Origin of the sequence: Streptomyces sp. NPDC060031, assembly GCF_042736805.1 — a bacterium.
Lineage (GTDB): Bacteria > Actinomycetota > Actinomycetes > Streptomycetales > Streptomycetaceae > Streptomyces.
Map to the genome: position 1 here is coordinate 16,266 of NZ_JBHWVM010000030.1, position 25,336 is coordinate 41,601.

Here is a 25,336-nt window from a genome sequence, read left to right on the forward strand (position 1 = left end):
GACACCGACCGGAGGCAAGGGAGAGCAGCGGGCCATGACCGGGACAACAGTGCCGTTCGGTGACAAGTGGCAGGTGTGGGAGCAGTTCGGGCTCCGAGGGGCGGGCTTCCCGGCGACCGGGGTGCTGCGGCTGACGCCCGAGGGCCTGGCGGTGGCGGCGGACAAGTTCGGCGCCCGGGAGGCCCTCGCGGGGCCACGGTGGAGGGCCTTCGAGGAGGTCTTCGGCGAGGCCGCCGTCGGCACGGCCCGCGAGCTGCAGAAGATCGCGGCGCAGCCGGCCTTCCAGACCGCGGTGGCCTGGCAGAACCGCGCCGTGCTCGGCCGGGCGATCGCACCGTTCGTCCGCTGGGAGCCCACCGCGGCGGGCCGCACCAGCGGGCCGCGCCAGCGTGAGGAGTTGATCGCGCACTACTGGCAGCGGTTCTGCGTGAAGAACGACACCATCGGGTTCTTCGGCCCGGTCGGCTGGGGTCGGATCGACACCGCCGAGCGCGGCATCCTGGTCGACCCTGGCGAGCGGCTGATCGCGCAGTCCCGGGTCTACTTCTCCAGCTGGTCGATGGACGCGCTCGCCAAGACCATCGACACCGACCCGGCGCTGCGCGAATGGACAGCCCCGCGCCGCGTCCCGTTCGTCCGCATCGACGAACAGAACGGCGCCCAGAGCGTCACCCTGCCCGGCCGCCCCCCGCAGCCGATCACCCCGCACATCCATCAGGTACTCACCCGCTGCGACGGCACCCGCACCGCCCGAGCCATCCGACAGGAGCTCGCCGACCACCTGAGCCCCGACCAAGTCGCCGACATACTCGCAGAGTTGGTCAAGCGCCGGTGGATCGTCTGGCGCCTGGAAATCCCCGCCACCACCTACCCCGAACAGTACCTGCGGGCCTGGCTGGAGGGTATCGGCGATCCGGCACCCCGGCAGCACGGTCTCGATCTGCTCGGCGCCCTGGAGCGCGGCCGGGACAGGGTGCAGGCGGTGGGGGACGACGTCGAGGAGCTGTGCGCGGCGCTCGCCGCGCTGGAGAGCGACTTCGCCGAACTGACCGACACCGCCGCGCAGCGCGAGAAGAGCGAGAACACGGCACCCAACCGGGCCCTGGTCTACTCGGACTGCGTCCGCACCGCGACGGCCCGGGTCGGCACCGAGGTGCTCGCGGCGCTGGCCCCGCTCGATCTGCTGATGACCAGCGCGCTGTGGCTGACCTCCCGGCTGGCGGACCAGGTGCTGGGCCTGGCCGAACAGGTCTACGACCGGCTCGCCGAGGCGGCGGGCGAGGGCGGCCGGGTCGACCTGGCCGCCTTCTGGTTCGCCTGCATGCCGATCCTGCACGGTGACGCGGTCACCGGGGCGGCGGAGATCCAGGGCGAGTTCTGGCGGCGCTGGGACGGGATTCTGGGCCTGCCCGCAGCCGACGGCCGGCTCCGGGTGGCTTCGGCGGACATCGCCGACCGCGTCCGGGAGGCCTTCGGCGAGCGGGGCGCGAGCTGGACGGCGGCTCGCTACCTCAGCCCGGACGTGATGATCGCGGCGGAGGACGAGGCGGCGGCGGAGCGCGGTGAGTTCGAGCTGGTGCTCGGCGAGCTGCACGTCGCCACCAACACCCTCGGCAACTCGCTCTTCGTCAACCAGCACCCCGCGCCGGAAGAGCTGTTCGCGCAGACCGGCCGGGACCACCCCGGGCCCCGGTTGATGCCGCTGCTGCCCAAGGAGCACAAGTCGCGGCTCTCCGCCCGCGTCCGGCACTTCCTGGTGCGCCCCGAGGACTACTACGTCGCGCTGCTGGACCACACCGCCGACCCGCACCGCCCCCGGACGGTACTGAGCGCCGACGTCGCGGTGGAGCGGCGCGAGGGCCGGCTGGTCGTGGTGCTGCCCGATGGCGCGGTCTTCGACGTGCTGGACGTGTTCAGCCACGCGCTGACCACCCTGGTGATGGACCTCTGCCGACTGCTCCCGGACGCCGACCACTCGCCGCGCGTCACGGTGGACCGGATGGTGCTGGCCCGCGAGACCTGGCGCTTCACCGGCGCGGGCCTGGAGTTCGCCAGGGACAAGAGCGAGGCCCGCCGCTTCGTCCGGGCCCGCCGCTGGTGGGCGGGGGCGGAGCTGCCCAGGTTCGTCTTCGTGGTGTCCCCGTCCGAACCCCGGCCGTTCTTCGTGGACTTCGAGAGCCCCGCGTACGTGAACCTCTTCGCCAAGGCCGTTCGCCGGCTGGCCACCAAGGACCCGGAGGGCCGGCTGACCCTGACCGAGATGCTCCCGACCCCCGAGCAGTCCTGGCTCACCGACGAGCAGGGCAACCGCTACACCTCGGAGCTGCGTTTCGTGGTGGTCGAGGACTGACGGACCTTCAACAGAAGGCGGGCCGCTCCCGGCAGGACGGGGGAGGCCCGCCTTCTGCCCTGTACGCCTCCGGAAACCTGAACGACTCCGGAAGCCTGTACGCCTCCGGAAACGCCGCGGTGGCGGGGCACTCCCCCCCAGGGGTGCCCCGCCACCGCGGTGCTCGTACCGCCCGGTCGGGCCGGTGCTCAGCCGACCAGTACGTGCCCGTCGTCCGCCCGGTGGACGCGTGACCGGCGCAGGTTCTGGACGGCGAAGGTGCGCTGCAGCCAGCGGTCCCGGCCGTCGTAGTGCGGGGTGAACCCCGTCCGCCCGTGCACCGTCACCCGGTTGTCCACGATCGCGAGGTCACCGGGGGTCAGGTAGTGGGTCAGCGCGTGCTCGGCGAACAGCGCCTGCAGCTCCCGCATCGCGGCGTCGGCCCGCCGGGTCAGCGGGTCGGTGGCCGCGAAGTCCACCTGGACGTCCGGGTCCTCCGGTGCGCCGCTCAGCACCGCGTGCGGCTCCGACTCCCCCGGTGGCAGGCCGAACGAGGGCGGTGGGGCGCTGACGAACTCCGGCCGGAACAGCACCTCGCGGCTCTCGTCGCTCAGCAGCCGGGCCACCTGTCGAATGGAGGCCGTCCGCAGCCCGGCCACCCGGTCGTGGTCGGCCCGCAGGCAGAGCAGCAGGACGTAGTCCGGGCGGTGCGGGTGGAAGACGTTCTCGTTGTGGAAGGTCAGCAGCACCGATCCCTCGTTGCCCTGGAACTCCTCGTTGCCGGGCACCGGGATGACGTCGTGCACCATCGCGCCGGACTTCTCCGGCCGGAAGGAGATCGGATCGCCCAGCGCGTTGGTGACGAGCATCAGCGCGGCCGCGGCGACGGTCGCCTCCCGCTGCACCGAACCGCTCACCATCGGCGTCCCGGGGACGCGTGCCGGGTCCACCGGCAGCCCCCGGATCACGAACGCCCCGGCGGGGCCGGAGTCGCGCCGGAAGGCCGCCAGCGACTTCCGCAGCGAGACCGGCAGGTCGTGCCAGCGCCGCCCGGCCTCCCGCAGCCACGCCACGTCGTCGATCCGGCTGTCGGCCGTCGACAGCAGCGCTCCCGCCACCTCTTCGACCGCCAGCGCGTCGGCTCTGTTCAGGGTCATCCCGTCGGCATGGGTGCCGACCTCAAGGCCCATCGACATCAGTGCACTTCCTTCTGAACTTCTTGACGGTCGGTCATCTCTGCGTCTGTTGCTTCCCGGTGTCCATCAGGCGGGTGAGCACCTCGGCCACCTCGCCGACGTGCGGCGCGCGCAGGACCCCGAGGTGGTTGCCGGACACCCGGTACACCTCCAGCCCGCCGTGGGCCAGTTCGGCCCACCGGCTGGTGAAGTCGGCGAAGCTGACGCCGATCGCGACCTCGTGCTGGCCGGCGGCCAGCTCGTCACCCGCGAGCAGGTGCAGCTTCCCCGGGTAGGCCCGGTGCCGGTAGTTCAGCCGGGTCTGCAGCAACTCCCGCCAGACCCGCACGCGGGTGGGCCAGAACTCGTCTCCGGGCACCGGCGGATCGACCTCGCCGTCGTCGACGATCACGTTGAGGACGGCGTGCGCCTGCCGCTGGATCTCGTCGACCTCGTCCTCGCCGGCCACGGCGAGCCGGGCCAGCAGGGCCTCGGCCCGCAGGAAGGTGTCCATGAACTCCTGCATGTTCTCGCGCTCGTAGGTGTCCAGCGCCGGGTCCAGCAGGAGGAAGGTGACGTCCTCGCCGGCCTCGTACAGCCGCCGGGCCATCTCGGTGGTGATCTGGCTGCCGCCGCACCAGCCGAGCAGCCGGTACGGGCCGGTCGGTGCGGCCCGGCGCAGCTCGGCGAGGTTGAGTTCGGCGATCTGCTCGATGCTCTCGGGGGCGAGGCATGGGCGGGTCAGCCCGGGCCACTCGAAAACGCCCACCGGCTGGTCCTCGTCGAGGTGTTCGGCGAGTTGGGCGAACCAGTGCGCGCTGCCGGGGTGGACGCAGAACAGCGGCGGCCTCGTCCCTTCCCGGCGGAGCCAGACGATCGCGTCCGCGGTCTCCGCCCCGCCGGCCCCCGTGCCTGGCTCCCCGGTCTCGGAATCGGCCACCACCCGGGCCAGTTCGGCCACCGTCCGGTGCCGGTAGAAGTCCTGGAAGGAGAGCCGGATGCCGTGCTCGGTGCGGAGTTTGACGATCACCCGCATCACGGCGAGCGAGTGGCCGCCGAGCTCAGCGAAGCTGTCGTCGATCCCGACCCTGGGCAGGCCCAGGGTCTTGGCCCAGGCCCTGGCCAGCACGTTCTCCACCGCCGTTCGCGGCGCCCGGTAGCTGCGCGTCGAGGCCGGGCCCGCGAACTCCGGCAGCGCGGCGGCGTCCACCTTGCCGCTCGCGGTCATTGGCAGGTCGTCGAGCATCAGGTAGCCGGACGGCACCAGGTAGGGCGGCAGGGTCCGGGCCAGTTGGGCGGGCAGCCCGGCGGTGTCGATCTCGGCGCCCTCGGCCGGCACCAGGTAGGCGACCAGCTCCTTTTCGCCGCCCGGCGTGGTGTGCACCCGGACGGCGACGTCGCGGAGGTCGGCGTGGCCGCGCAGCGCGGCCTCGATCTCGCCCAGCTCGATCCGGTACCCCCGGATCTTCACCTGGTGGTCCACCCGGCCGGCGAACTCCAGCACGCCGTCCTCCCGGTACTTGGCCAAGTCACCGCTCCGGTAGAGGCGTTGGCCCGGCTCCGCCGCGTAGGGATCGGGCACGAAGCGCTCGGCGGTCAGCTCTGGGCGTTCGACGTAACCCCGGGCCAGTTGCGCCCCGCCGATGTAGAGCTCGCCCGCCACCCCGACGGGGACGAGTTCGAGATTCCGGTCCAGCACCCGCATCGTGGTGTTTGCGAAGGGCCGCCCGATCGGCAGCACACCCGCTTCGAGTTCGGCGGCCGTAGCCTCCAGGTGCGAGCAGCCGACGGTGGTCTCGGTCGGTCCGTACTCGTTGTCGACCACGGTGTCCGGTGCGTGCTCCGCCCAGCTGGAGACCATCTCCCTGGTCAGCTCCTCGCCGCCGGCGATCAGGCGGCCGGCCGCGTGGCGGACCGCCTCGGGCGACAGGGACTGATTGAGCAGGGCCAGGTGTGACGGGGTCAGCTTGAGCAGACCGAAGCCACCTCGCTCCAACTCGGCGACCAGTGCGTCGATCCCGGGTGTGCCGTCGTCCTTGGTGATGGTCACGGGCTGCCCGGAGAGCAGCGCGGGGAAGAGCGAGGTGACGGGCAGGTCGAAGGCCATCGAGGAGTACAGTGGCGCGCCGGTGCCGCCGAGCGGGGTGTAGCCGCCCAGGCACCAGGAGACGTAGTTGACCAGGTTGCGGTGCTCGATCATCACGCCCTTCGGCGTGCCGGTGGAGCCGGAGGTGTAGACGATGTAGGCGAGGCCGTCCGGTTCGGCCGTCCGGCCGAGGTTCTCCGGCGAGCGGTCGCCGAGCGGCACTTCCCCGTCCAGCAGCAGCACCCGGGCCGGGCCGTCGGCCAGCAGCTCGGCCAACTCGTTCTGGGAGAGCACCAGGGCGGCCCGGGTCTCGGCCAGCAGGGCGGCCAGCCGGGGCGCGGGGTGGCCGGGGTCGAGCGGCAGGTAGGCGGCGCCCGCCTTGAGCACGCCGAGCAGCGCGACCACCAGCTCGGGCCCCCGGCGCAGCAGGACGCCGACCCGGCTCTCCCGGTCGAGGCCGAGTGAGCGCAGGTGGCGGGCCAACCGGTTGGCCCGGGCGTTGAGTTCGGTGTAGCTGACGGTGCTGCCGTCGGCGCAGCGCAGGGCGACGGCGTCCGGGGTGCGGCCGACCTGACGCTCGAACAGCTCGTGCAGGCATTCGTACGGGTAGCCCGCGTCGGGCCCAGCTGCGAAGGAGAGCAGCCGCTGCGCCTCGGTCTCGTCGAGGGCGGTGCCGCTGGCGTCGCCGACCGGGTCGGCGGCCATCGCCGCCAGGATCCGGCGGTACATCCCGGCCAGCCGCTGCCCGTTGGCGCGGCTGATCCGGGCGGGCTGTCCGGAGACGTACAGCACGCCGGGGAAGGTCCAGACGTCAAGCCCGAACTCGTTGGGGCTGACGTCGACCACGTTCGCCGACTCGATCCTGCTGCGGTCCAGGACGTGGAAGTCGAGGTAGGTGAAGGCGACTTCGACCAGCGGTGTGCCGGCGCCCCACTCGCGCTGCATCTCCGGCAGCGGGAACCGTCGGTGCGGCCAGGCCGCGACCTCCTCGGCGAAGACCTGGGCGACCAGTTCAGCCCAGGTCGCGCCGGTCAGTTCGACGCCGAGCGGCAGGGTGTTCAGGTGCATGCCGCGCACCGACTCGCCGCCCCTGGTCTCCAGTCGCCCGTTGCAGACCAGACCGGTGTGGAACCGGTGCGAGCCGCTGATCACGCTGAGCGCCTTCAGGTGGGCGGCGAGCAGCACGCTCTTGAGCGGGGCCCCGGCGGCGGCGGCCAGCCGGCGCAGCCCGGGCTCCAAGTCCCGGAACGGGACGGTGATCAGGTACGGCAGCTCGCCCGAGCCCGGTGCGGCGGCCCAGCTCTCCGGCAGCTCGACCCGGTCGAACCGGCCGGTCCGGTCCCGCCAGAAGGCGCGGTCCGCCTCGGAGGCCAGCGAGTCCAGCTCCAACGCGATGTGGTCGGCAAAGCGGACGGTGTGGGTGGGGGTGGGGGCGGGTTCACGGCCGTCCCGGATCGCCCGGTAGTCCGCCATCACCTCGGTGATCAGCGAGTGGTGGCTCCAGCCGTCGAGGATGGCGTGGCACTCGATGAACGAGAAGGTCCAACGGTCGTCGGCGGTCAGGTGCACGTGGAAGCGGAGCATCGGGGCCCGGGTGATGTCGAACGGGGCCCTCCGGGTCTCCTCGGTGAACCGCTCGACGGCCTCCGCCGCCCCGGCCTGGCCGAGCGGGCGCAGGTCGTCGAAGCCGACCTCCACTGCGCCGGTGGTGTGCACGAGTTGGAGCGGCTCCTGATAGCCGGAGAGATCGAAGGAGGTACGCAGGATCTCGTGCCGCCGGGCCAGCAGCGCCGCCGCCGCACGCATCGCGGGGAGCGAGAACGGGGCGTCGTCGGTGAAGGGGAAGAGGGTGATGTTGTGGTACGGGCTCTCGTCCCGGTCCGAGACCATCTGGTAGACCATGGCGGCCTGCACCATGGACATCGGGTAGGCGTCGGCCAGACCGGTGGGCAGCTTCGCCCGATCCTCCGGCGAGAGCAGCGCGAACGGGGCGACCCGCCGCTCCTCGGGGCTGACCTCGGTGGCCGGCCCGGCCGACTCGGCGTACCGGGCCAGGGTCTCGACGGTCTGGTGCACCAGCAGGTTCTGCACGGTCAGTTCGATCCCGCGCGGGCGCAGCGCGCCCACCACCCGGATGGCCCGGATCGAATCCCCACCGAGGGCGAAGAAGTTGTCCCGCACACTCACCCGGGGCAGGCCGAGCACCTCGGCCCAGCTCTCCGCCATCACCTTCTCGACGGGCGTCCTCGGGGCGATGTGCTCCTCTTCCGCGAGCGCCCGGTGGGCGTCCGGATCGGGCAGCGCCCGGCGGTCGGTCTTCCCGTTGGCGGTCACCGGGAGCACGTCCAGCGGGACGAAGACCGCGGGCACCATGTAGGCGGGCAGCACCCGGCCGAGGTGGTCGCGCAGCTCCGCCACACCGGCCGGCCTGCCTGCCGTGGTGGTGTAGTAGGCGACCAGCCGCGACTCGCGCTCCCCCGGACGGCGATGGGCGAGCACCACGCTCTTCTCCACCCCGGGGTGGCCGGTGACGGCCGCCTCGATCTCGCCGGGCTCGATCCGGTAGCCGCGGATCTTGATCTGGTCGTCGGCCCGGCCGAGGAACTCCAGGCCACCGTCCACGCCGTAGCGGGCCAGGTCGCCGGTGCGGTACATCCGCGCGCCCGGCACCGTCGCGTACGGGTCCGGGCCGAACCGGTCGGCGGTCAGCGCGGCCCGGCCCAGGTAGCCGCGCGCCAGCCCCGGTCCGGAGACGTGGAGTTGGCCGGGCACGCCGACCGGCACCGGGTTGAGCTCCTCGTCCAGCACGTACACCCGCAGGTCGCCGAGCGGCCGGCCGATCGGGCTGCGGCGGGCGCCCGTGGTTTCGGCCGCAACGACCTGATGGTATGTCACATGGACGGTGGTCTCCGTGATCCCGTACATGTTGACCAGCGCCGGGGTGGTGTCGCCGAACCGGTCGAACCAGGGCGCCAGCTCGGCCACGTCCAGGGCCTCGCCGCCGAACACCACCTTCCGCAGCGAGAGCGCGTCCGGTGCCAGATCGGCGGCGTTGACGGCCTCGATCAGGCCCCGGAAGGCCGACGGGGTCTGGTTGAGCACGGTGACCCGCTCGGCGACGAGCAGGCCGAGGAAGTCCTGCGGGGAGCGCGAGGTGGCGAACGGCACGACCACGACCCTGCCGCCGTGCAGCAGGGCGCCCCACAGCTCCCAGACCGAGAAGTCGAAGGCGTAGGAGTGGAACAGCGTCCACACGTCGTCGGGTCCGAAGTCGAAGTCGGCCGCGCAGGAGGCCAGCAGGCGCAGCACGTTGCGGTGGGTCACGGGCACGCCCTTGGGGCGGCCGGTGGAGCCCGAGGTGTAGATGACGTAGGCGGTGTGGTCCGGGCCGGCCACGGGCGCCGGGTCGGTGTCCGGCCAGTCGGCCGGATCCGCCTCCGGTGCCACGGTGGTGACACCGTCACCCGGCACCTCGTCCCGGGAGACCACCACCGTCACTGCGGCGTCGTCGAGGATGTAGGCCAGCCGGTCGGCCGGCTGGCCGGGGTCGAGCGGGAGGTACCCGGCGCCGGACTTGAGCACCCCGAGCAGGGCCACCACCAGGTCGAGGCCGCGGTCGAGCCGGACACCGACCAGTGAATCCGGTGCCACGCCGATCGAACGCAGCTGGTGCGCCAGCCGGTTGGCTCTGGCGTTGAGCTCGGCGTAGGTCAGCGCCGCGCCGTCGTAGCTCGCCGCTGTCGCGTCCGGGGTGCGCTCGGCCCAGGCCTGGAACGCCTCGGGCAGCGACGGCGCGGTCGGGTAGTCGCGGGCGGCGCCGTGCCGGGCCGTCATCCGCTCGCGCTCGGCGCCGGTCAGCAGCTCCAGCCCGCTCACCCGGGCGTCCGGGTCGGCGGCGATGCTCGCCAGGAGGCGCAGATAGTGGCCGACCAGCCGCTGCGCGGTCTCCGCGTCGAACAGCGCGGTGGCGTAGTCGAGCCGGCCCGACAGCGAACCGTCCGGGCGGGTGCCCAGGGTCAGCCCCAGGTCGTACTTGGCCACGCTCCAGCCGACCGGCTCGGGCTCGGCGGCCAGGCCGGCCCGGGCGGCGGGATCCCTGGTCTCCAGCTGGAAGACCGCCTGGAAGATCGGGGTGCGGGACGCGTCGCGCACGGGCGCCAACTCGTCGACCAGCTGCTCGAACGGGGTCTCCTGGTGCTCGTAGGCGTCGAGCGCGGTCGCCCGCACCCGGGCCAGCAGATCCACGAAGGACGGCTCGCCGGAGAGGTCGGTGCGCAGCACCACCATGTTCACGAACAGGCCGATCATCCCGTGTGTGGCCACCTCGTCCCGGCCGGCCAGCGGACTGCCGACAACCACGTCGTGCTGCCCGCTGTAGCGGCCGAGCAGCAGCTGGTAGGCGGCCAGGAAGACCATGAACGGGGTCGCCCCGTGCCGCCGGCCCAGCTGGACCAGGAGCTCGGCCGACTCGGCCGGTACGGTGAAGGCGACACTGGCACCGTCGGTCGAGCGGACGGGCCCGCGCGGGCGGTCGGTGGGCAGCTCCAGCGGCTCCAGACCGGCCAGCGCGCGGCGCCAGTGTTCGAGCTGCTCGGCGAGGCGGGCGCCGGAGAGGCGCTGGCGCTGCCAGACGGCGAAGTCCGCGTACTGCACCGGCGGCGGGGCCAGCGGGGAGGGCAGACCGGCCGTGAACGCCTGGTAGAGCTGGTCGAGTTCGGTGAGCAGGATGGTCTCCGACCAGCCGTCGGAGGCAATGTGATGAATCGTCAGCAACAACACCTGATCGTCGTCGGCCAGCCGCACCAGCAGCGCCCGGAGCGGCTGCTCGGCCGCCAGGTCGAACGGGCGCGCACCGGCCTCGTTCTCCAGCTCGGCCAGCCGGTGCTCGGCCGCCTCCCGGCCGGTGCCGCGCAGGTCGAGAAGGGTGAACGTGGACGGGCCCGGCTCGTCAATCACCTGGACGGGCTCGCCGTCCCGGGTCGCGTACCGGGTGCGCAGCACCTCGTGCCTGGCGACGACCTCGTCCAGCGCGCGCCGCAGCGCCGACCCGTCCAACTCGCCGCGCAGCCGTAGCCGCAGGGGCATCAGGAACTCGGTGCTGCCGGGCTGGATCTGATCCAGCAGCCAGAGCCGGCGCTGCGCGAACGACAGCGGCAGCGCCTCGCCCCGGGCCACCGGAGTGATCCCGTCGTCCTGCGCCGCCTTCGCCAGGCCCCGCAGGCGCCGCTTCAACAACTCCGCGCGGGAGATCGAGCTCGTGCTCATCCTTCGCCTTCCTGATACCTGCCGTGGATCGACCCCGGACCCGGGCGACACTGACCGAACCCAGGCTGCACACCGGACGGCAGGCGGTAGCAGGGTCAGCGCGGCGCTCGTTCAGGCAGGCAAGACTGCGTGTGTGTGTGCCCGTCCTTCTCTGTGGCCCACCGACCGGTCCGAGCAGCATCGACGCATGACCGACAAGGTGCCGCCGTTGCTGCGCAATCGGGACTTCCTGCTGCTCTGGCAGGGTTCCGCGGTGTCGAGCCTCGGCTCGAACGTCTCCACCGTCGCCTACGCACTGCTGGTGCTGGCCCTGACCGGCTCGCCCGCCGACGCGGGCTTCACCGGCTTCGTCGCGCTGCTCCCGCAGTTGCTGTTCCAGCTGCCGGCCGGGGCACTGGTCGACCGGTGGAACCGCAAGCGGGCGATGATCTGGTGCGACGCGCTGCGCGGCCTCACCGTCGGCAGCGTCGCGGCCGCCCTGCTCGCCGGACACCTGTATCTGGCCCACGTGCTGGTGGCGGGCTTCGTCGAGGGCACCCTCACCGTCTGCTTCCGGATCGCCGCCTCGGCGGCGGTACCCAATGTGGTGCACCCCTCCCAACTCGCGCTGGCGCTCTCGCGCAACGAGGCCCGGGCGCGGGGCGCCGCCATGCTCGGCCAGCCGCTCGGTGGAGTCCTGTTCGGGCTCGGCCGGGCCGTACCGTTCCTCTTCGACGCGTTCAGCTACCTGGTGTCGCTGGGCGCACTGCTGATGATCCGGAAGGACTTCCAGGTCGAGCGCCCGGCGCAGCCCGGACGGTCAGGGCAGTTGGGGCACCTGGGCCAGCTGGGGCAGCTGGGCGCCGAGATCGGCGAGGGCGTGCGCTGGCTCTGGCGGCAGCCCTTCCTGCGGACCACCACCTTCCTGATCGCGGGCAGCAACCTGCTCTTCCAGGCCCTGTTCCTGACCGTCATCGTGAGCGCCCGGCAACACGGCGGGTCGTCCGCCGCGATCGGCGTGATGTTCGGCGTCGCCGCCGTCGGCGGTGTGGTCGGCTCGCTGGTCGCCCCCGCGCTGGAGCGCCGGCTGTCGATGAAGGTGGTGGTGATCGGAGCCAACTGGGCCTGGGCGCTGCTCGTTCCGCTACTGCTGGTCGTGCGGAACCCGTACCTGATCGGCGCGGTGTACGCGCTGATGTGCTTCGTCGGCCCGGTCTGGAACGTGGTGATCTCCGCCTACCAGCTCGCCGTGACCCCCGACCGGATCCGGGGCCGGGTGCTCGGTGCGGCGGGCGTGGTCGCGTTCGGCGCCGTCCCGCTCGGCTCGCTAATCGGCGGTCTGCTGCTGAGCCGCTACGGGGCCGACACCACGGTGTGGCTGCTGGCCGGCTGGATGGCCCTGCTCGCCGTCGTCTCCACCGTCAGCCCCGCCGTCCGCGCCGCCCCGAGCCTCACCGAGGCCACCCCCCTCGAACCTCAGCCGGCCACCGCCGGCTGAACCCGTCGGCGACGCTTCACCGTACCGACGGTGCGAACGCGGTCGACGCCGGCAGCACACCATGGCGCGACTGTTGCTCACCTGGAGTCCATCGCGGGCGGCCGCACCGAATGGATCCGGCCCGAACCACGTGATGTGGTTCGGGCCGGAGTTGCTGGTGGCGGCCTACTACTCGAAGTAGTGCGAGCCCTGGCCCGTGGCCGACCTGCAGGCGTCCCAACCTCTCGACGAGGACGCGATGGGGCGTGGCATCCATCTCCTGACGCTCAACCAGGACAGTGTGCCAACGACGCCGCCACCTTCGCCTACGCCCAGTGGATGACCGAACGGGGCGCAGAGGTACGCACCGCGCCCGTCCTGCCGCCGCGTTTGCCGATCTTCGACCGACAGGTCGCCGTGGTACCGACCGACCCCGCCAACACCCGCCTGGGCGCTCTGTGCACCCGCGAGCCGGCCGTCATCGCCACCTTGGTCGCCATGTTCGAGCAGGCCTGGGAGGCGGACGTTCCCCTCGGCACCGCCGCCGGGCGCGACACCCGGACCGGACTGGACACAACCGAGAAGCAACTGCTGATGATCCTTGCCGCCGGTCTGACCGACGAAACGGTGGCCAAGAGGCTGGGCGTTCTCCTGCGTACCATCCCGCCGGCAGATGGCCGCGCTCATGGAACGCCTCAACGCCGGCGGCCGCTTCGAAGCGGGACTCAAAGCCGCCCAACACGGCTGGCTCTGAGCTCGTCGAAGCGGCGGGCTACGCGAAGCGGGAGGCTGCGGGCCTGTGCCTTCCGGCTTCGCGCAGTTCCTCGCGCCCCTGATGGTGGTTGCCCGGTTGCCCAGTGGCGGATCCTAGCCCTGCTGGGAGAGCAGGGCCTCCACCTCCTCGTCGGAGAGTTCGGCGATCTGGGCCTCGACGGCGTCCGTCACCACTTCGGTGAGGGTGGCCACCGTGGTCGCCTCGAAGAGCCGCCGCAGGGGGATGGTCACCCCGAACACCGCGCTCAGCCGGGCCAGTACCCGGGTGGCGAGCAGGGAGTGGGCGCCGAGCACGAAGACGTCGTCGTGGACGCCGATCCGGTCGATGCCAAGCATCTCCGTCCAGACCCCGGCGACGATCTCCTCGGCGGGGTCGCGGGGCGCCACGTACGGGTGCTCGAACTCGGGGCGGTCCGGCGCGGGGGCCGGCAGGGCCTTGCGGTCGACCTTCTTGCTCGAGGTGAGCGGGAGTTCGGCCAGTGTCGTCCAGACCGACGGGATCATGTACTCGGGCAGCCGCTCGCCCGCGTACCGCCGCAGCTCGGTGATCTCGGGTGCGGTGTCGCCCTCCGGGACGAGGTAGGCGACCAGCCGGCGGTCCCTCGGACGGAGGTCTCTGGCGACCACGGCGACCGCCCGCAGGGCGGGATGCTGGGCCAACACGGCCTCGATCTCGCCGAGTTCGATCCGGAAGCCGCGCAGCTTCACCTGCTGGTCGATCCGGCCGAGGAACTCGATCGTGCCGTCGGCCAGGTACCTGACCAGGTCGCCGGTGCGGTAGAGCCGGGCGCCGGGCTCGGCGCCGAACGCGTCCGGGATGAACTTCTCCGCCGTGAGTGCTGCCCGGCGGTGGTAGCCGCGGGCCAACCGCAGCCCACCGAGGTGCAGTTCGCCGGGTACGCCGACGGGGACCGGCTCGCCGTGCGCGTCCAGGATGAACGCCCGGGTGCCGGGAACGGGCCGGCCGATCGGCATCGCCGCCTCGCCGCGGCCCGGCGGATCGGCCGGGACGGGGTGCAGCACGCAGGTGACGGTGGCCTCGGTCGGGCCGTAGTTGCAGAGGAACCGGCCCGGCAGTCCGGTGGCCGCCCAGCCGCGCGCGTCGTCGACGGTGACGACGTCGCTGCCGACGTTCATCAGCCGCAGGCCCCGCATCCGGGGGTCGTCCGGGGTGAGCCCGGCCAGCACCTCCCGGTAGTACGCCGGGGTGATCTCCATGATGGTGATCCGGTGCTCGGCGACCCGGTCGGGCAGCTCGGCGGGGCTCCAGAAGAGCGGGTCGGCCACCACCACGGTGGCGCCCGCGAGCAGGGTCGCGGCGATCTGGTCCATGGCCACGTCGAAGGTGAGCGCGGAGAGCAGCACCACCCGGTCGTCGGCCCGGATGTCGTAGGCCTCGGCGATCACCCGGCAGTGGTGGGCGTAGGAGCCGTGCTCGATCAGCACGCCCTTGGGCTGCCCGGTGGAGCCGGAGGTGTAGATCATGTAGGCGAGGTCGCCGGGCTCGGCCCGGTGCGCGAGGTCGGTGGCCGGGTGGGTGGCGATCAGGCCCGCGTCACCGTCGGTACGCACCTGCGGGCAGCCGACACCCGCCAGCCGGCCGGCGAACCGGTCGGTGGTGACGATCACGGCGACCCCGGCGTCGCGGAGCATGAACTCCAGTCGCTCCGCCGGGTGTTCGGGGTCGACCGGCAGGTACGCGCCGCCGGCCTTGAGCACCGCGAGCAGGGCCACCACCACATCCGGGCCGCGCTCCATGCAGACCGCGACCAGGCTCTCGCCGCCGACGCCGAGCGACCGGAGGTGGCGGGCGAGCCGGTTGGCGCGCTCGTTCAGTTCGGCGTAGCCGAGGGTCTCGGCGCCGAAGGCGACCGCCTCGGCGTCCGGCTGCTCGACGGCGCGCCGCTCGAACAGCTCCGGTACGCAGACGGTCTCGGCGGTGGCAGGGGCGTGGCCGTTCCCATCGTGGACCAGCCGCCGCCGTTCGGGGCCGGTGAGCATCGACGGGCGGCTCAGCGGCGCCTCGGGGTACTCGGTGACTCCGCGCAGCAGGCTCAGGTAGTGCCCGGCCATCCGCTCCACGGTGGCTCGGTCGAACAGCGCCGTCGCGTACTCGAAGAGGCCGTTCAGGCTGCCGTCGGCCCGCCGCCCGAGGGAGAGGGTGAGGTCGAACTTGGCGGTCTGCCAGGGCGCCGCGACCCGCTCCACCACGATGCCGTCGAGGCTGAGCGGGGTGCGCTGCGCGTGCTGGAGGTCGAACATCACCTGGAACAGCGGGTTGCGGGAGAGATCCCGCTCCGGCTGCAGGTCGTCGACCAGCCGCTCGAAGGGCAGGTCCTGGTGGCTGTAGGCCGCGATCACGTCCTGGCGGACCTGGTCGATCAGCTCGGCGAAGCTCGGGTCGCCGCCGAGATCGGCCCGGAGCACGACGGTGTTGATGAAGTTCCCGACCAGCTCCTCGACTTCGGGGCGGGTGCGCCCGGCGACCGGCGTGCCGACCGAGACGTCGCTCTGGCCGGTGTACCGGGCGAGCAGCAGGTGGAAGGCGGCCAGCAGGACGACGAACGGGGTCACCGAGAGCCGGCGGGCCAGCGCGTCGACGGCCTCGGTGAGATCGGCGGGCACCGCCATCGCCAGCAGCTCGCCGCGCGCGTCGCGGACGGCCGGGCGCGGGCGGTCGGTCGGCAGCTCCACCGGGGTCAGCCCGGCCAGCCGCTCGCGCCAGTGCGCCAGGTGCCGCTCCGGGCTGGGACTCTCCGCCCAACGCGCTTGCCAGGCAGCGAAGTCGGCGTACTGCACGGGCGGGCGAGGCGGCACCTCCGTACCGGCGCGGTAGGCGCGGTAGAGCAGCCCGAGATCCCGGGTGAGCACGTCGGCCGACCAGCCGTCGACAGCGATGTGATGGGCCGTCAGCGCGAGCAGGTACTCCTCCGCGCCGACCCGCACCAGCAGCACCCGCAGCGGCGCCTCCCGGTCGAGCCGGAACGGCCGCCCGGTCTCCTCCCGGAGCAGCGCCTCGGCCTGCTCGACCGCCACCGGGTACGGCAGTCGGGAGAAGTCAACCGGCGTGGTGTCGAGCGGGGCGGGCGGGTCGATGACCTGGACGGGCGAGCCGTCGGGCGCGATGTACCGCGTCCGCAGCACTTCGTGGCGGGCCATCAGTTCGTCCAGCGCAAGGGCGAGCGCCTCGGTGTCCAGCGGCCCGCGCAGGCGCAGGGCCATCGGCACCAGGTACTCCGCGCTGCCGGGTTCGAGCTGGTCCAGGAACCACATCCGGCGCTGCGCCGAGGAGGGCGGCACCGCCTCGGTGCGGGGCACCGGGGTGATCGGGCCGGCGGTGTCGGCCGCCAGCGCCTCCGGGATGGCCAGCAGCTCCGCCAGCCCGGCGACCGTCCGCCGGGTGAACACCTCGGCGACCGGCACGTCGGCCCCGAAGGCCGCGCGCAGCCGGAACACCAGCCGGGTGGCCAGCAGCGAGTGCCCGCCGAGGTCGAAGAAGTCGTCCAGCGCGCCGACCCGGTCCAGCGTCAGCACGTCGGCGAAGACGGCGGCCACCGTGGTCTCCACCGGGCCGCGCGGCGGCACGTGCTCCTCGGTCCGTCCCTCCAGCCCTGGCAGCGCCTCCCGGTCGACCTTGCCGCTGGCGGTCAGCGGCAGGGCGGCGAGGGTGCGCAGCACCGACGGGATCATGTACTCGGGCAGCCGCTCGGCCAGGTGGGCCCGCAGCCGGGCCGGCCCGGGGTCGGCGCCGGGCACGGGCACCACGTGGGCGACGAGCCGCTGCTCGCCGTAGACCCCGACGGCCGCCGCGGCGACCCCGGGGTGCTCACAGAGGACGGCCTCGATCTCGCTGGGTTCGATCCGGACCCCGCGCAGCTTGACCTGGCGGTCGAGCCGGCCGAGGTACTCCAGGCAGCCGTCCGCACGCCGGCGGACCCGGTCACCGGTGCGGTAGAGCCGCTCTCCCGGGGTCTCCGGGTGGGGGTTGGGGACGAACCGCTCGGCGGTCAGGTCACCGCGCCCGGCATAGCCCCGGGCCAGCCCGACGCCGGCGACGCAGAGTTCACCGGGGACGCCGACCGGGGCGAGCCGGCCGTCGGTGTCGAGGACCAGGGCCCTGGTGCGGTCGATCGGCCGGCCGATCGCGACGATCTCGCCGGGTTCCTCCCCGGTGTACTGCCAGGAGGTCACGTCGATCGCGCACTCGGTGGGGCCGTAGGTGTTGGTCAGGGTGACGGGCAGCAGCCCGAGCAGCCGGTCGCACAGTTCGGCGGGCAGCGGTTCGCCCGCGCTGAACACCAGCCGGAGCGCGGTGCACTCGGCCAGCCCGGGTTCCTGGACGAGTACCCGCAGGACGGACGGGACGAGCTGGAGCACCGTCACCCGGTGCTCGGCCACCGCTCGGACCATCGCCGCCGGGTCGCGCGGCACGCCGTCAGCGGCCACCACGACCGTCCCGCCGGAGACCAGCGGGGCCAGGAACTCCCACATCGCGGCGTCGAAGCCGACGGTGGTCTTCTGCAGCACCCGGTCGGCCGGGCCGAGGCCGTGCTCGCGGACGGTCCACAGCACCCGGTTGCGGATCGCCTCGTGACTGACCACCACACCCTTGGGCCGGCCGGTGGAGCCCGAGGTGTAGACGATGTACGCGGCGGAGGCCGGGTCGACGGCGGGCAGCGGCCCGGCGCTCCGCCCGGCGATCGCCTCGCGGTCCTCGTCCAGCAGCACCAGGGCGGCGGCGCTGTCCGGCAGTTCGTCGCGGATCCAGGCCTGGCTGATCAGCACCGCCGCACCGCTGTCGCGCAGCACGTGGTCGCGGCGGTGCCGGGGGTGGTCGGGGTCGATCGGCACGTACGCCGCGCCCGCCCGGTGCACCGCCAGCAGGGCGGTGACCAGGTCGGTGTCCCGGCGTAGGGCGACGGCCACCGGGGTCTCGGGGCGGACGCCGAGCTCGTACAGGTGCCGGGCCAACCTGGCTGCCCTGGCGTCGAGTTCGGCGTAGCTCAGGGTCTCGGCGCCGAACACCACGGCGGTCGCGTCCGGCGTCCGGGCGGCCTGCTCGGCGATCAGCTCGGGCAGGCAGTGCTCGGGAGCGGCGACGGCGACGGCCGGGCCGGCGACCAGGGCGCGCTGCTCGGCCTCGTTCAGGATCTCCAACTCGTCCAGCCGCGCCGACGGATCGGCGATGACAGCGGCCAGCAGCCGCCGGTAGTGGGCGCCCAGCCGCTCGATGGTGGCGCGGTCGAACAGCGCGGTGGCGTACTCGAAGCCGCAGCGCAGGTGCCCGTCCGAGTGCTGCTGGATGGAGAGCATCAGGTCGAACTTGGCGATCGGCCAGCCGATGCCGAACTGTTCGACCTCCAGGCCCGGCAGGGCGAACGCACCGGTCGCGGGCGGGCGCAGCTCGAACATCACCTGGAACAGCGGGTTGCGGGACGGGTCGCGCTCGGGCGCCAGCTCCTCGACGATCCGCTCGAACGGCATGTCGCCGTGGCCGTAGGCGGCCAGCGCCGTCCTGTGCACCCGGCCGAGCAGCTCGATGAAGGTGGGCCGGCCGGACAGATCGCCGCGCAGCACAAGGGTGTTGGCGAAGAAGCCGATCAGCTGCCCGGTCTCGGTCCTGGTCCGGCCGGAGACGGCCGTGCCGACCGCCAGGTCCCGCTGGCCGGTGTAGCGGCCGAGCAGGGCGTAGAAGACGGCCAGCAACACCACGTTCGCGGTGACGCCCCAGCGCGCGGCCAACTCGTCGACGGCCCCGCCGAGGTCGGCGGGGACATCCACCGCGACCCGATCGCCCCGCCAGTCGCGCACCCGGGGCCGCCGCCGGTCGGTGGGCAGCTCCAGCTCGGGGAGGCCGGCCAGGCGCTCGCGCCAGTGGTCGAGCACCCCGGCGAAGGCGGGCGTGCCGGCCAGGGCGCGCTGCCAGACCGCGTAGTCCGCGTACTGCACGGGCAGCGGCTCGACCGGCCAGCCGGAGTAGTGCCGGGCCAGCTCGTCGGCCAGCACGTCGATCGACCAGCCGTCCGAGGTGATGTGATGCAGCGTCAGTAGCAAGATGTGGTCCTGCTCGGCGATCCGGATCAGCGTCGCCCGGGCCGGGATCTGCGCCGTCAGGTCGAACGGCCGCGCGAGATCCTCGTGGACCAGCCGCATCGCCTCCCCGTCCTCCGGTGCCTCCAGCACCGTCACCGGGACGCGCGCGTCCCGGTCGATGATCTGGAAGGGCTCGCCGTCGTGCTCGACGTACCGGGTGCGCAGCACGGCGTGCCGTGCCGTGACCGCGTCCAGCGCGCCGAGCAGCGCCTCGCGGTCGAGCAGGCCGCGCAGCCGCAGCGCGAACGGGACGAGGTAGTCGGTGGCGCCGGGCGCCAGCCGGTCCAGGAACCAGAGCCGCTGCTGGGCGAAGGAGAGCGGCAGCGGGTCGTCATGGGAGACCGGGGTGATCGCCGCCCGGTCGGCACGCTCGGCGACGGCCAGCACATCGGCGAGCCGGGCCACGGTGCGGGCGGTGAACACCTCCGCCAGCGGCAGCTCGACGGCCAGCAGCTCGCGGAGCCGGAAGGCCACCCGGGTGGCCATCATCGAGTTGCCGCCCAGCGCGAAGAAGTCGTCGTGCACGCCGAAGTCGGTGATGCCCAGCAGCTCGGCCCAGAGCTCGGCGACGGTGTGCTCCATCGGGGTGCGCGGCCCGGTGCCGTCCTCGGTCGCGGCGGCGATCCGGTGGGCCGCCGGGTCGGGCAGCGCCCGACGGTCGACCTTGCCGCTCGGGGTCAGCGGGATCTCGGGCAGCGAGACGTACAGGGCGGGCACCAGGTGCTCGGGCAGCAGGCGGCCCAGGTGGGTGCGGAGCTCGTCCACCTCGGGCGCGGCGCCGTCGGCGGGTACCAGATAGCCGACCAGCCGGGCCTCGGTGCCGGTGCCGTGCGCGACAACGGCGGCCTCGCGAACCGCCGGGTGGGTGGTCAGCGCGGCCTCGACCTCGGCCGGTTCGATCCGGAACCCGTGGATCTTGATCTGGGTGTCACTCCGGCCGGCGAACTCCAGCTCGCCGTCCGGGCGGTGGCGCACCAGGTCGCCGCTGCGGTAGAGCCGGTCGCCGGGCACCGCGCTGAAGGGGTCGGGCACGAAACGGTCGGCGGTGAGATCGCCGCGCCGGTGGTAGCCGCGCGCCACCTGCGCGCCACCGATGTACAACTCGCCCACCACGCCCGGCAGTACCGGCCGCAGGTTGTCGTCGAGCACGTACATCCGGGTGTTGGCGATCGGTGCGCCGATCGGGAGCGCACCCGGTTCGAGGTCGGCGGCGCGGCGCACCAGCACCGAGCAGCCGACGGTCGTCTCGGTCGGGCCGTACTCGTTGAAGACCACCGTGTCGGGCGCGTGCCGCTGCCACGGCGCGAGCATGGCACCGGTCAGCAGCTCGCCGCCGACCACCAGGTGGGGGGCGGCGGTGCGCAGCGCCACGGCCGGCAACTCTCGTCCGAGGATGCCGAGATGAGTTGGCGTGAGCTTCACCAGGTCGAAGCTGTCCTCGGTCAGGGTGGCGACCAGCGCGTCGATGCCAGGGGTGCCGTCCTCGGCGGTGAGGGTGACGGTGGCGCCGGTGAGCAGCGCCGGGAAGAGCGAGGTGACGGGCAGGTCGAAGGCGACCGAGGAGTAGAGCGGGGTACCCGCGCCCTTCGACAGATAGGTCCGGGCCGCCCAGCTCACGTAGTTGACCAGGTTGCGGTGCGTCACCGTGACGCCCTTGGGCTGCCCGGTGGAGCCCGAGGTGTGGATCAGGTAGGCCAGGCTGTCCGGCGCCGCCCACTGCTCGGGCGGCGCGGCCCGGGTGCCCGTCCCGACCGGGACGACCACACCCGCCCAGCCGGCCTGTTCGAGATCCGCGCTGGTGATCAGCACACCGGCGCCAGCCGAGCCGAGCAGCTCCTCGCGGCGCAGCGCGGGATGCTCCGGGACGAGCGGCAGGTACGCGCCGCCCGCCTTGAGCACCGCGAGCAGGGCCACCACCAGGTCGGGGCCGCGCCGCAGGCAGACGCCGACCAGCGTCTCGGGGCCGACCCCGGCCTCGCGCAGCCGGTGCGCCAACAGGTTGGCCCGGCCGTCCAGTTCACGGTAATTCAGCTCACCGGACGGCCACCGCACCGCGACGGCCTCCGGTGTGCGGGCGGCCTGCTCGGCGAGCAGCTCGTGCAGGCAGCCCGCAGGCATCGGCTCGGCGGTGTCGTTGTACTTCTCCACCGTGGCGTACCGGTCCTCGGCCGAGATCAGCTCGATCCGGTCGAGCGGCGCCTCCGGTGCGGCCAGCACGGTGTCCAGCAGCAGCCGGAGGCTGTCCGCGAGGCGCTGCACCGTCGTCCGGTCGAACAGCGCGGTGGCGTACTGGAGCCGGGCGTTCAGCCGCCCGTCCGGCATCTGGTCGACGTCGAGGGCGAGGTCGAACGCCGAACCGACCAGTGGCGTCCTGACCAGCTCGACGACCAGCCCCGGCAGCACGATCGGCGCGGCCGCCGCGTTGTTGAGCGAGAATGACACCTGGAAGAGCGGATTGCGGGAGAGATCCCGCTCGGGGGCCAGCTCGTCCACGATCAGCTCGAACGGCGCGTCGGCGTGGGTCAGCGCGGACAGCGTGCTCTGCCGAACCCGGCCCAGCAGGGTCTCGAACGAGGGCCGGCCGGTCAGATCGCCGCGCAGCACCACGGAGTTGACGAACAGACCGATCAGACCTTCCGCCTCCGTCCGCGAGCGGCCCGAGACGGGGGTGCCGACGGGGATGTCGGTCTGCCCGCTGTAGCGCGCCAGCAGCGCCTGGAAGACCGCCAGCAGCACCATGAACCTGGTCACCCGGTGACCCCGGGCGAACTTGTCCACCTGGGCAACGAGTTCTGCGGGCAGCTCGAACCGTACGACGCCGCCGTCGCCCTCCCAGACCGGCAGCCGGGGGCGGTCGGTGGGCAGCTCCAGCGGGGCCATGCCGGCCAGCCGGGTGCGCCAGTAGTCGAGGCGCTCGGCCAGCCGGGGGCCGGAGAGCCGCTCGTGCTGCCACTGGGCGAAGTCGGCGTACTGGATCGGCAGCGGCGCGAGCGCGGCGGGCGCGCCGCCGGTCCGCTCGCGGTAGCCCGCCGAGAGTTCGGCACCGAGCAGGTCCCAGGAGAGCCCGTCGAAGGCGATGTGGTGGACGACGACCAGCAGCAGATGGTCCTCGTCCGCCAGCCGGGCCAGCAGCGGGCGGATCGGCAGCTCGGCCGCGAGGTCGATGGGGCGGCGCAGCTCGCGCTCGACCAGCTCACCGGCCCGGCGCTCGCGCTCCTCGGGGGCGAAACCCGTCAGATCGTGCTGCTCCCAGGCCAGTTCCGCGACCTCGCGGACCTGCTGCACGATCTCCCCGCCGAGCGACAGGCAGCGGGTGCGCAGCACCTCGTGCCGCTGCACGACGGCGGCCAGGGCGCCGGTCAGCGCGGCGGTCTCCAGGGAACCGCGGATCCGCAGCGCCAGCGGCAGCAGGTAGTCCGGGGAGCCGGGCCGTAGCTGGTCGAGGAACCAGAGCCGCTGCTGCGAAAACGACGCCATCCGAGCGGCACCCGTCCCACGGTCGGCATCCTCGAAGCTGTCGTCGCTGTCCACCGGCTACCTCCACGGATCCCCATGACGCACACCGCGTCCGTCGCGCAGCCTGCCGGGCACGGGCCCCGGGACGCCAGGGACGGACCGGCAGCGGTCGGTTGCCGGTCCTGCTGCGCGTCTGTCTCTGGTCCGGGCGCGCTGCGGCGGGCACGCTCGCCCCGTACCGAATCAACGACACACCCCGCACCGGGCACTCGTGCCGGGAGGGCGACACGCCAAGGAGGGCCGTTCATGGCCGAGGAAGACGCCGACACCCGCCCCTACCTGGTCGTGCTCAACGACGAGGAGCAGTACTCGATCTGGCTCGCCGACCGGGAGCTGCCGCTCGGCTGGCGCGCCGAGGGCACCAGGGGCAGCCGCGAGGAGTGCCTGGCGCACATCGGCACCGTGTGGACGGACATGCGCCCGCTCAGCCTGCGGCAGCGCATGGAGCAGACAGCGCGCGGTTAGCGACGATGACCACGCCTGCCCCGTCCCTGCCCCGTACGTGGGCGCGAACTCCCTGGGAACCGACTATGCGCGAATCTGACGGCGAGCCGACCGGGGTGCTCGGCACCATCGGCGGCACGCCGCTCGTGGAGCTGACCAGGCTCGACCCGTCGAGCCCGTTCCGGATGTACGCCAAACTGGAGGCCCACAACCCCGGCGGCAGCATCAAGGACCGGTCCGCGCTGGAGATGCTCCGGGACCGGATCCGCGACGGCCGGCTCGTTCCCGGGCGGTCCGTGGTGGTCGAGTCCAGCTCAGGCAATCTGGGCATCGGGCTGGCCCAGGTGTGCGGGTACTTCGGGCTCCGCTTCATCTGCGTGGTGGACCCGAGGACCAACAGACAGAACATCGCGATCATGCGGGCACTGGGCGCCGAGGTCGAGGTGGTCACCGAGACCGACCCGGCCACCGGCGAGTACCTGCCGATGCGGATCCGCCGGGTCCGGGAGCTGGTCGAGCGGATCGACCACGCCTACTGGCCGGACCAGTACTCCAACCTCCTCAACCCGCGCGCCCACCACGCCACCATGCGGGAGATCTTCGAGCAGGTGCCCGGCGGGGTGGACTACCTGTTCTGCGCGACCAGCTCCTGCGGCACCCTGCGGGGCTGCGCGGAGTACGCGCGGGCCAACCGCCTGCCGGTGACGATCGTCGCGGTGGATGCCGAGGGCAGTGTCCTCTTCGGCAACGCCCCGGGCCCCCGGCTGATCCCCGGCCACGGCGCGGCCGTCCGGCCGAAGCTGTACGGCGAGGGGCTGGCCGACGCGGTGGTGCACGTCGCCGACCTCGACTGCGTGGTCAGCTGCCGCCGGCTCGCCGCCCGCGAGTCGATCCTGGCCGGCGGCTCCTCCGGCGCGGTGGTGGCCGCGGCGCTGAGCATGCGCGACCGCATCCCGCCCGGCTCCACCTGCGCGCTGATCTTCCCCGACCGGGGCGAGCGCTACCTCGACACGATTTACGACGACGACTGGGTGACGGAACGCTTCGGCGACGTCTCCCACCTCTGGAAGGAAAGGAAGTCGACCATGGGGGTGGCACCGTGCTGATTCTGGGAGCCGGTCAGGTCCGGCAGGCCCTCGACGGAGCCGAGTCGGAGGTGGTGGAAGCGGTGCGCCAGGCGTACCGGCTGCACGAGCGGGGGCTGACCGAACTCCCGCACTCGGTCTTCCTGCGCTTCCCCGATAGCGCCCGCAACCGGATCATCGGGCTGCCCGCGTACCTCGGGGACGACACCCCCGTGGCCGGGATCAAGTGGATCTCCTCCTTCCCCGGCAACGTGGCCGCCGGGCTGGAGCGGGCCTCCGCGGCGCTCATCCTGAACTCGATGCGGACCGGGCAGCCGGAGGCGCTGCTGGAGGCCTCGGTCATCTCGGCCCGCCGCACGGCGGCCAGTGCCGCCCTCGCCGCCGCCACGCTCGCGCCCGCGGGGCCGCAGACCGGTGTCTCGCTGATCGGCTGCGGCGTGATCAACTTCGAGGTGCTGGTGTTCCTGAGCGCCCTCCTCCCGGAGCTGGACACCGTGACCGTCTTCGACCTGGACCGGAGCCGGGCCGAGTCGTTCGCCGCCCGCTGCACGGCCCGCCTGCCCGGCCTCAAGGTGACCGTGGCCGACCGGGTCGAGGACGCGCTCGCCGCCCACCGCCTGATCGCGCTCGCTACCACCGCCTCGACACCCCACCTCGCTGTCGAGTCCTGCCGCCCGGGCACCCTGCTGCTCCACCTGTCGCTGCGCGACCTCACCCCGGAGACCATCCTGGCCGGCGTCAACATCGTCGACGACGCCGACCACGTCTGCCGGGAGGCGACCTCGCTGCACCTGACCGAACAGCAGGTCGGGAACCGCGACTTCATCACGGCCTCGCTCGGCGAGATCCTGGCCGACGACGGCTACCGGCGCGACGAGACCGCCCTGACCATCTTCTCCCCCTTCGGCCTGGGCATCCTCGACCTCGCCGTCGCCGACCTCGTCCGCCGCACCGCCGACCACCTCGGCCTCGGCACCCGCATCCCGGACTTCCTCCCCGGCTAACCGATCAGGATGGGGCACCCCAGGGGGCGCGAGGCTCAGCTTGTCAACTGCGTGCGCGAAGCGGAAGACACCGGCGTGTGTCCTCCCGCCTACCGCAGTTCCCCACGCC

8 protein-coding genes are annotated in these 25,336 nt (G+C 72.9%); 5 read left to right on the top strand and 3 right to left on the bottom strand.

Annotated features, from left to right (window positions below; genetic code table 11):
* Positions 1-34: 34 nt before the first annotated feature.
* A complete protein-coding gene (locus ACFWB8_RS16060; protein WP_385226401.1) occupies positions 35-2,350 on the top strand; it encodes a lantibiotic dehydratase in 2,316 nt (771 codons plus the stop codon).
* A 188-nt stretch (positions 2,351-2,538) separates the two neighbouring features.
* On the opposite strand, the gene ACFWB8_RS16065 is transcribed toward ACFWB8_RS16060, so the two are convergent.
* Both ACFWB8_RS16065 and ACFWB8_RS16070 read right to left on the bottom strand, forming a co-directional pair.
* Complete coding sequence (locus ACFWB8_RS16065) at positions 2,539-3,525, bottom strand: TauD/TfdA family dioxygenase (protein WP_385226406.1); 987 nt, start codon at positions 3,523-3,525, stop codon at positions 2,539-2,541.
* A gap of 34 nt (positions 3,526-3,559) precedes the next feature.
* A complete protein-coding gene (locus ACFWB8_RS16070; protein WP_385226408.1) occupies positions 3,560-10,855 on the bottom strand; it encodes an amino acid adenylation domain-containing protein in 7,296 nt (2,431 codons plus the stop codon).
* Between the two features lie 187 nt (positions 10,856-11,042).
* Here ACFWB8_RS16070 and ACFWB8_RS16075 point away from each other — a divergent pair, with 187 nt between their 5' ends.
* A complete protein-coding gene (locus ACFWB8_RS16075; RefSeq protein WP_385226410.1) occupies positions 11,043-12,332 on the top strand; it encodes an MFS transporter in 1,290 nt (429 codons plus the stop codon).
* An 846-nt stretch (positions 12,333-13,178) separates the two neighbouring features.
* Here ACFWB8_RS16075 and ACFWB8_RS16080 read toward each other — a convergent pair.
* Positions 13,179-22,709, bottom strand: coding sequence for an amino acid adenylation domain-containing protein (locus ACFWB8_RS16080; RefSeq protein WP_385226413.1), 9,531 nt, complete (start codon positions 22,707-22,709; stop codon positions 13,179-13,181).
* 231 nt (positions 22,710-22,940) lie between these two features.
* Here ACFWB8_RS16080 and ACFWB8_RS16085 point away from each other — a divergent pair, with 231 nt between their 5' ends.
* The 3 genes from ACFWB8_RS16085 (at position 22,941) to sbnB (ending at position 25,227) form a co-directional block, all read left to right on the top strand.
* Entirely contained in the window at positions 22,941-23,159 is a 219-nt protein-coding gene (locus ACFWB8_RS16085; RefSeq protein WP_327412338.1) for an MbtH family NRPS accessory protein, read from the top strand.
* Between the two features lie 65 nt (positions 23,160-23,224).
* A complete protein-coding gene (sbnA, locus tag ACFWB8_RS16090; RefSeq protein ID WP_385226416.1) occupies positions 23,225-24,244 on the top strand; it encodes a 2,3-diaminopropionate biosynthesis protein SbnA in 1,020 nt (339 codons plus the stop codon).
* Complete coding sequence (gene sbnB, locus ACFWB8_RS16095) at positions 24,238-25,227, top strand: 2,3-diaminopropionate biosynthesis protein SbnB (RefSeq protein ID WP_385226418.1); 990 nt, start codon at positions 24,238-24,240, stop codon at positions 25,225-25,227. Before sbnA ends, sbnB begins: the two co-directional genes overlap by 7 nt.
* The last annotated feature ends 109 nt before the right edge of the window (positions 25,228-25,336 follow it).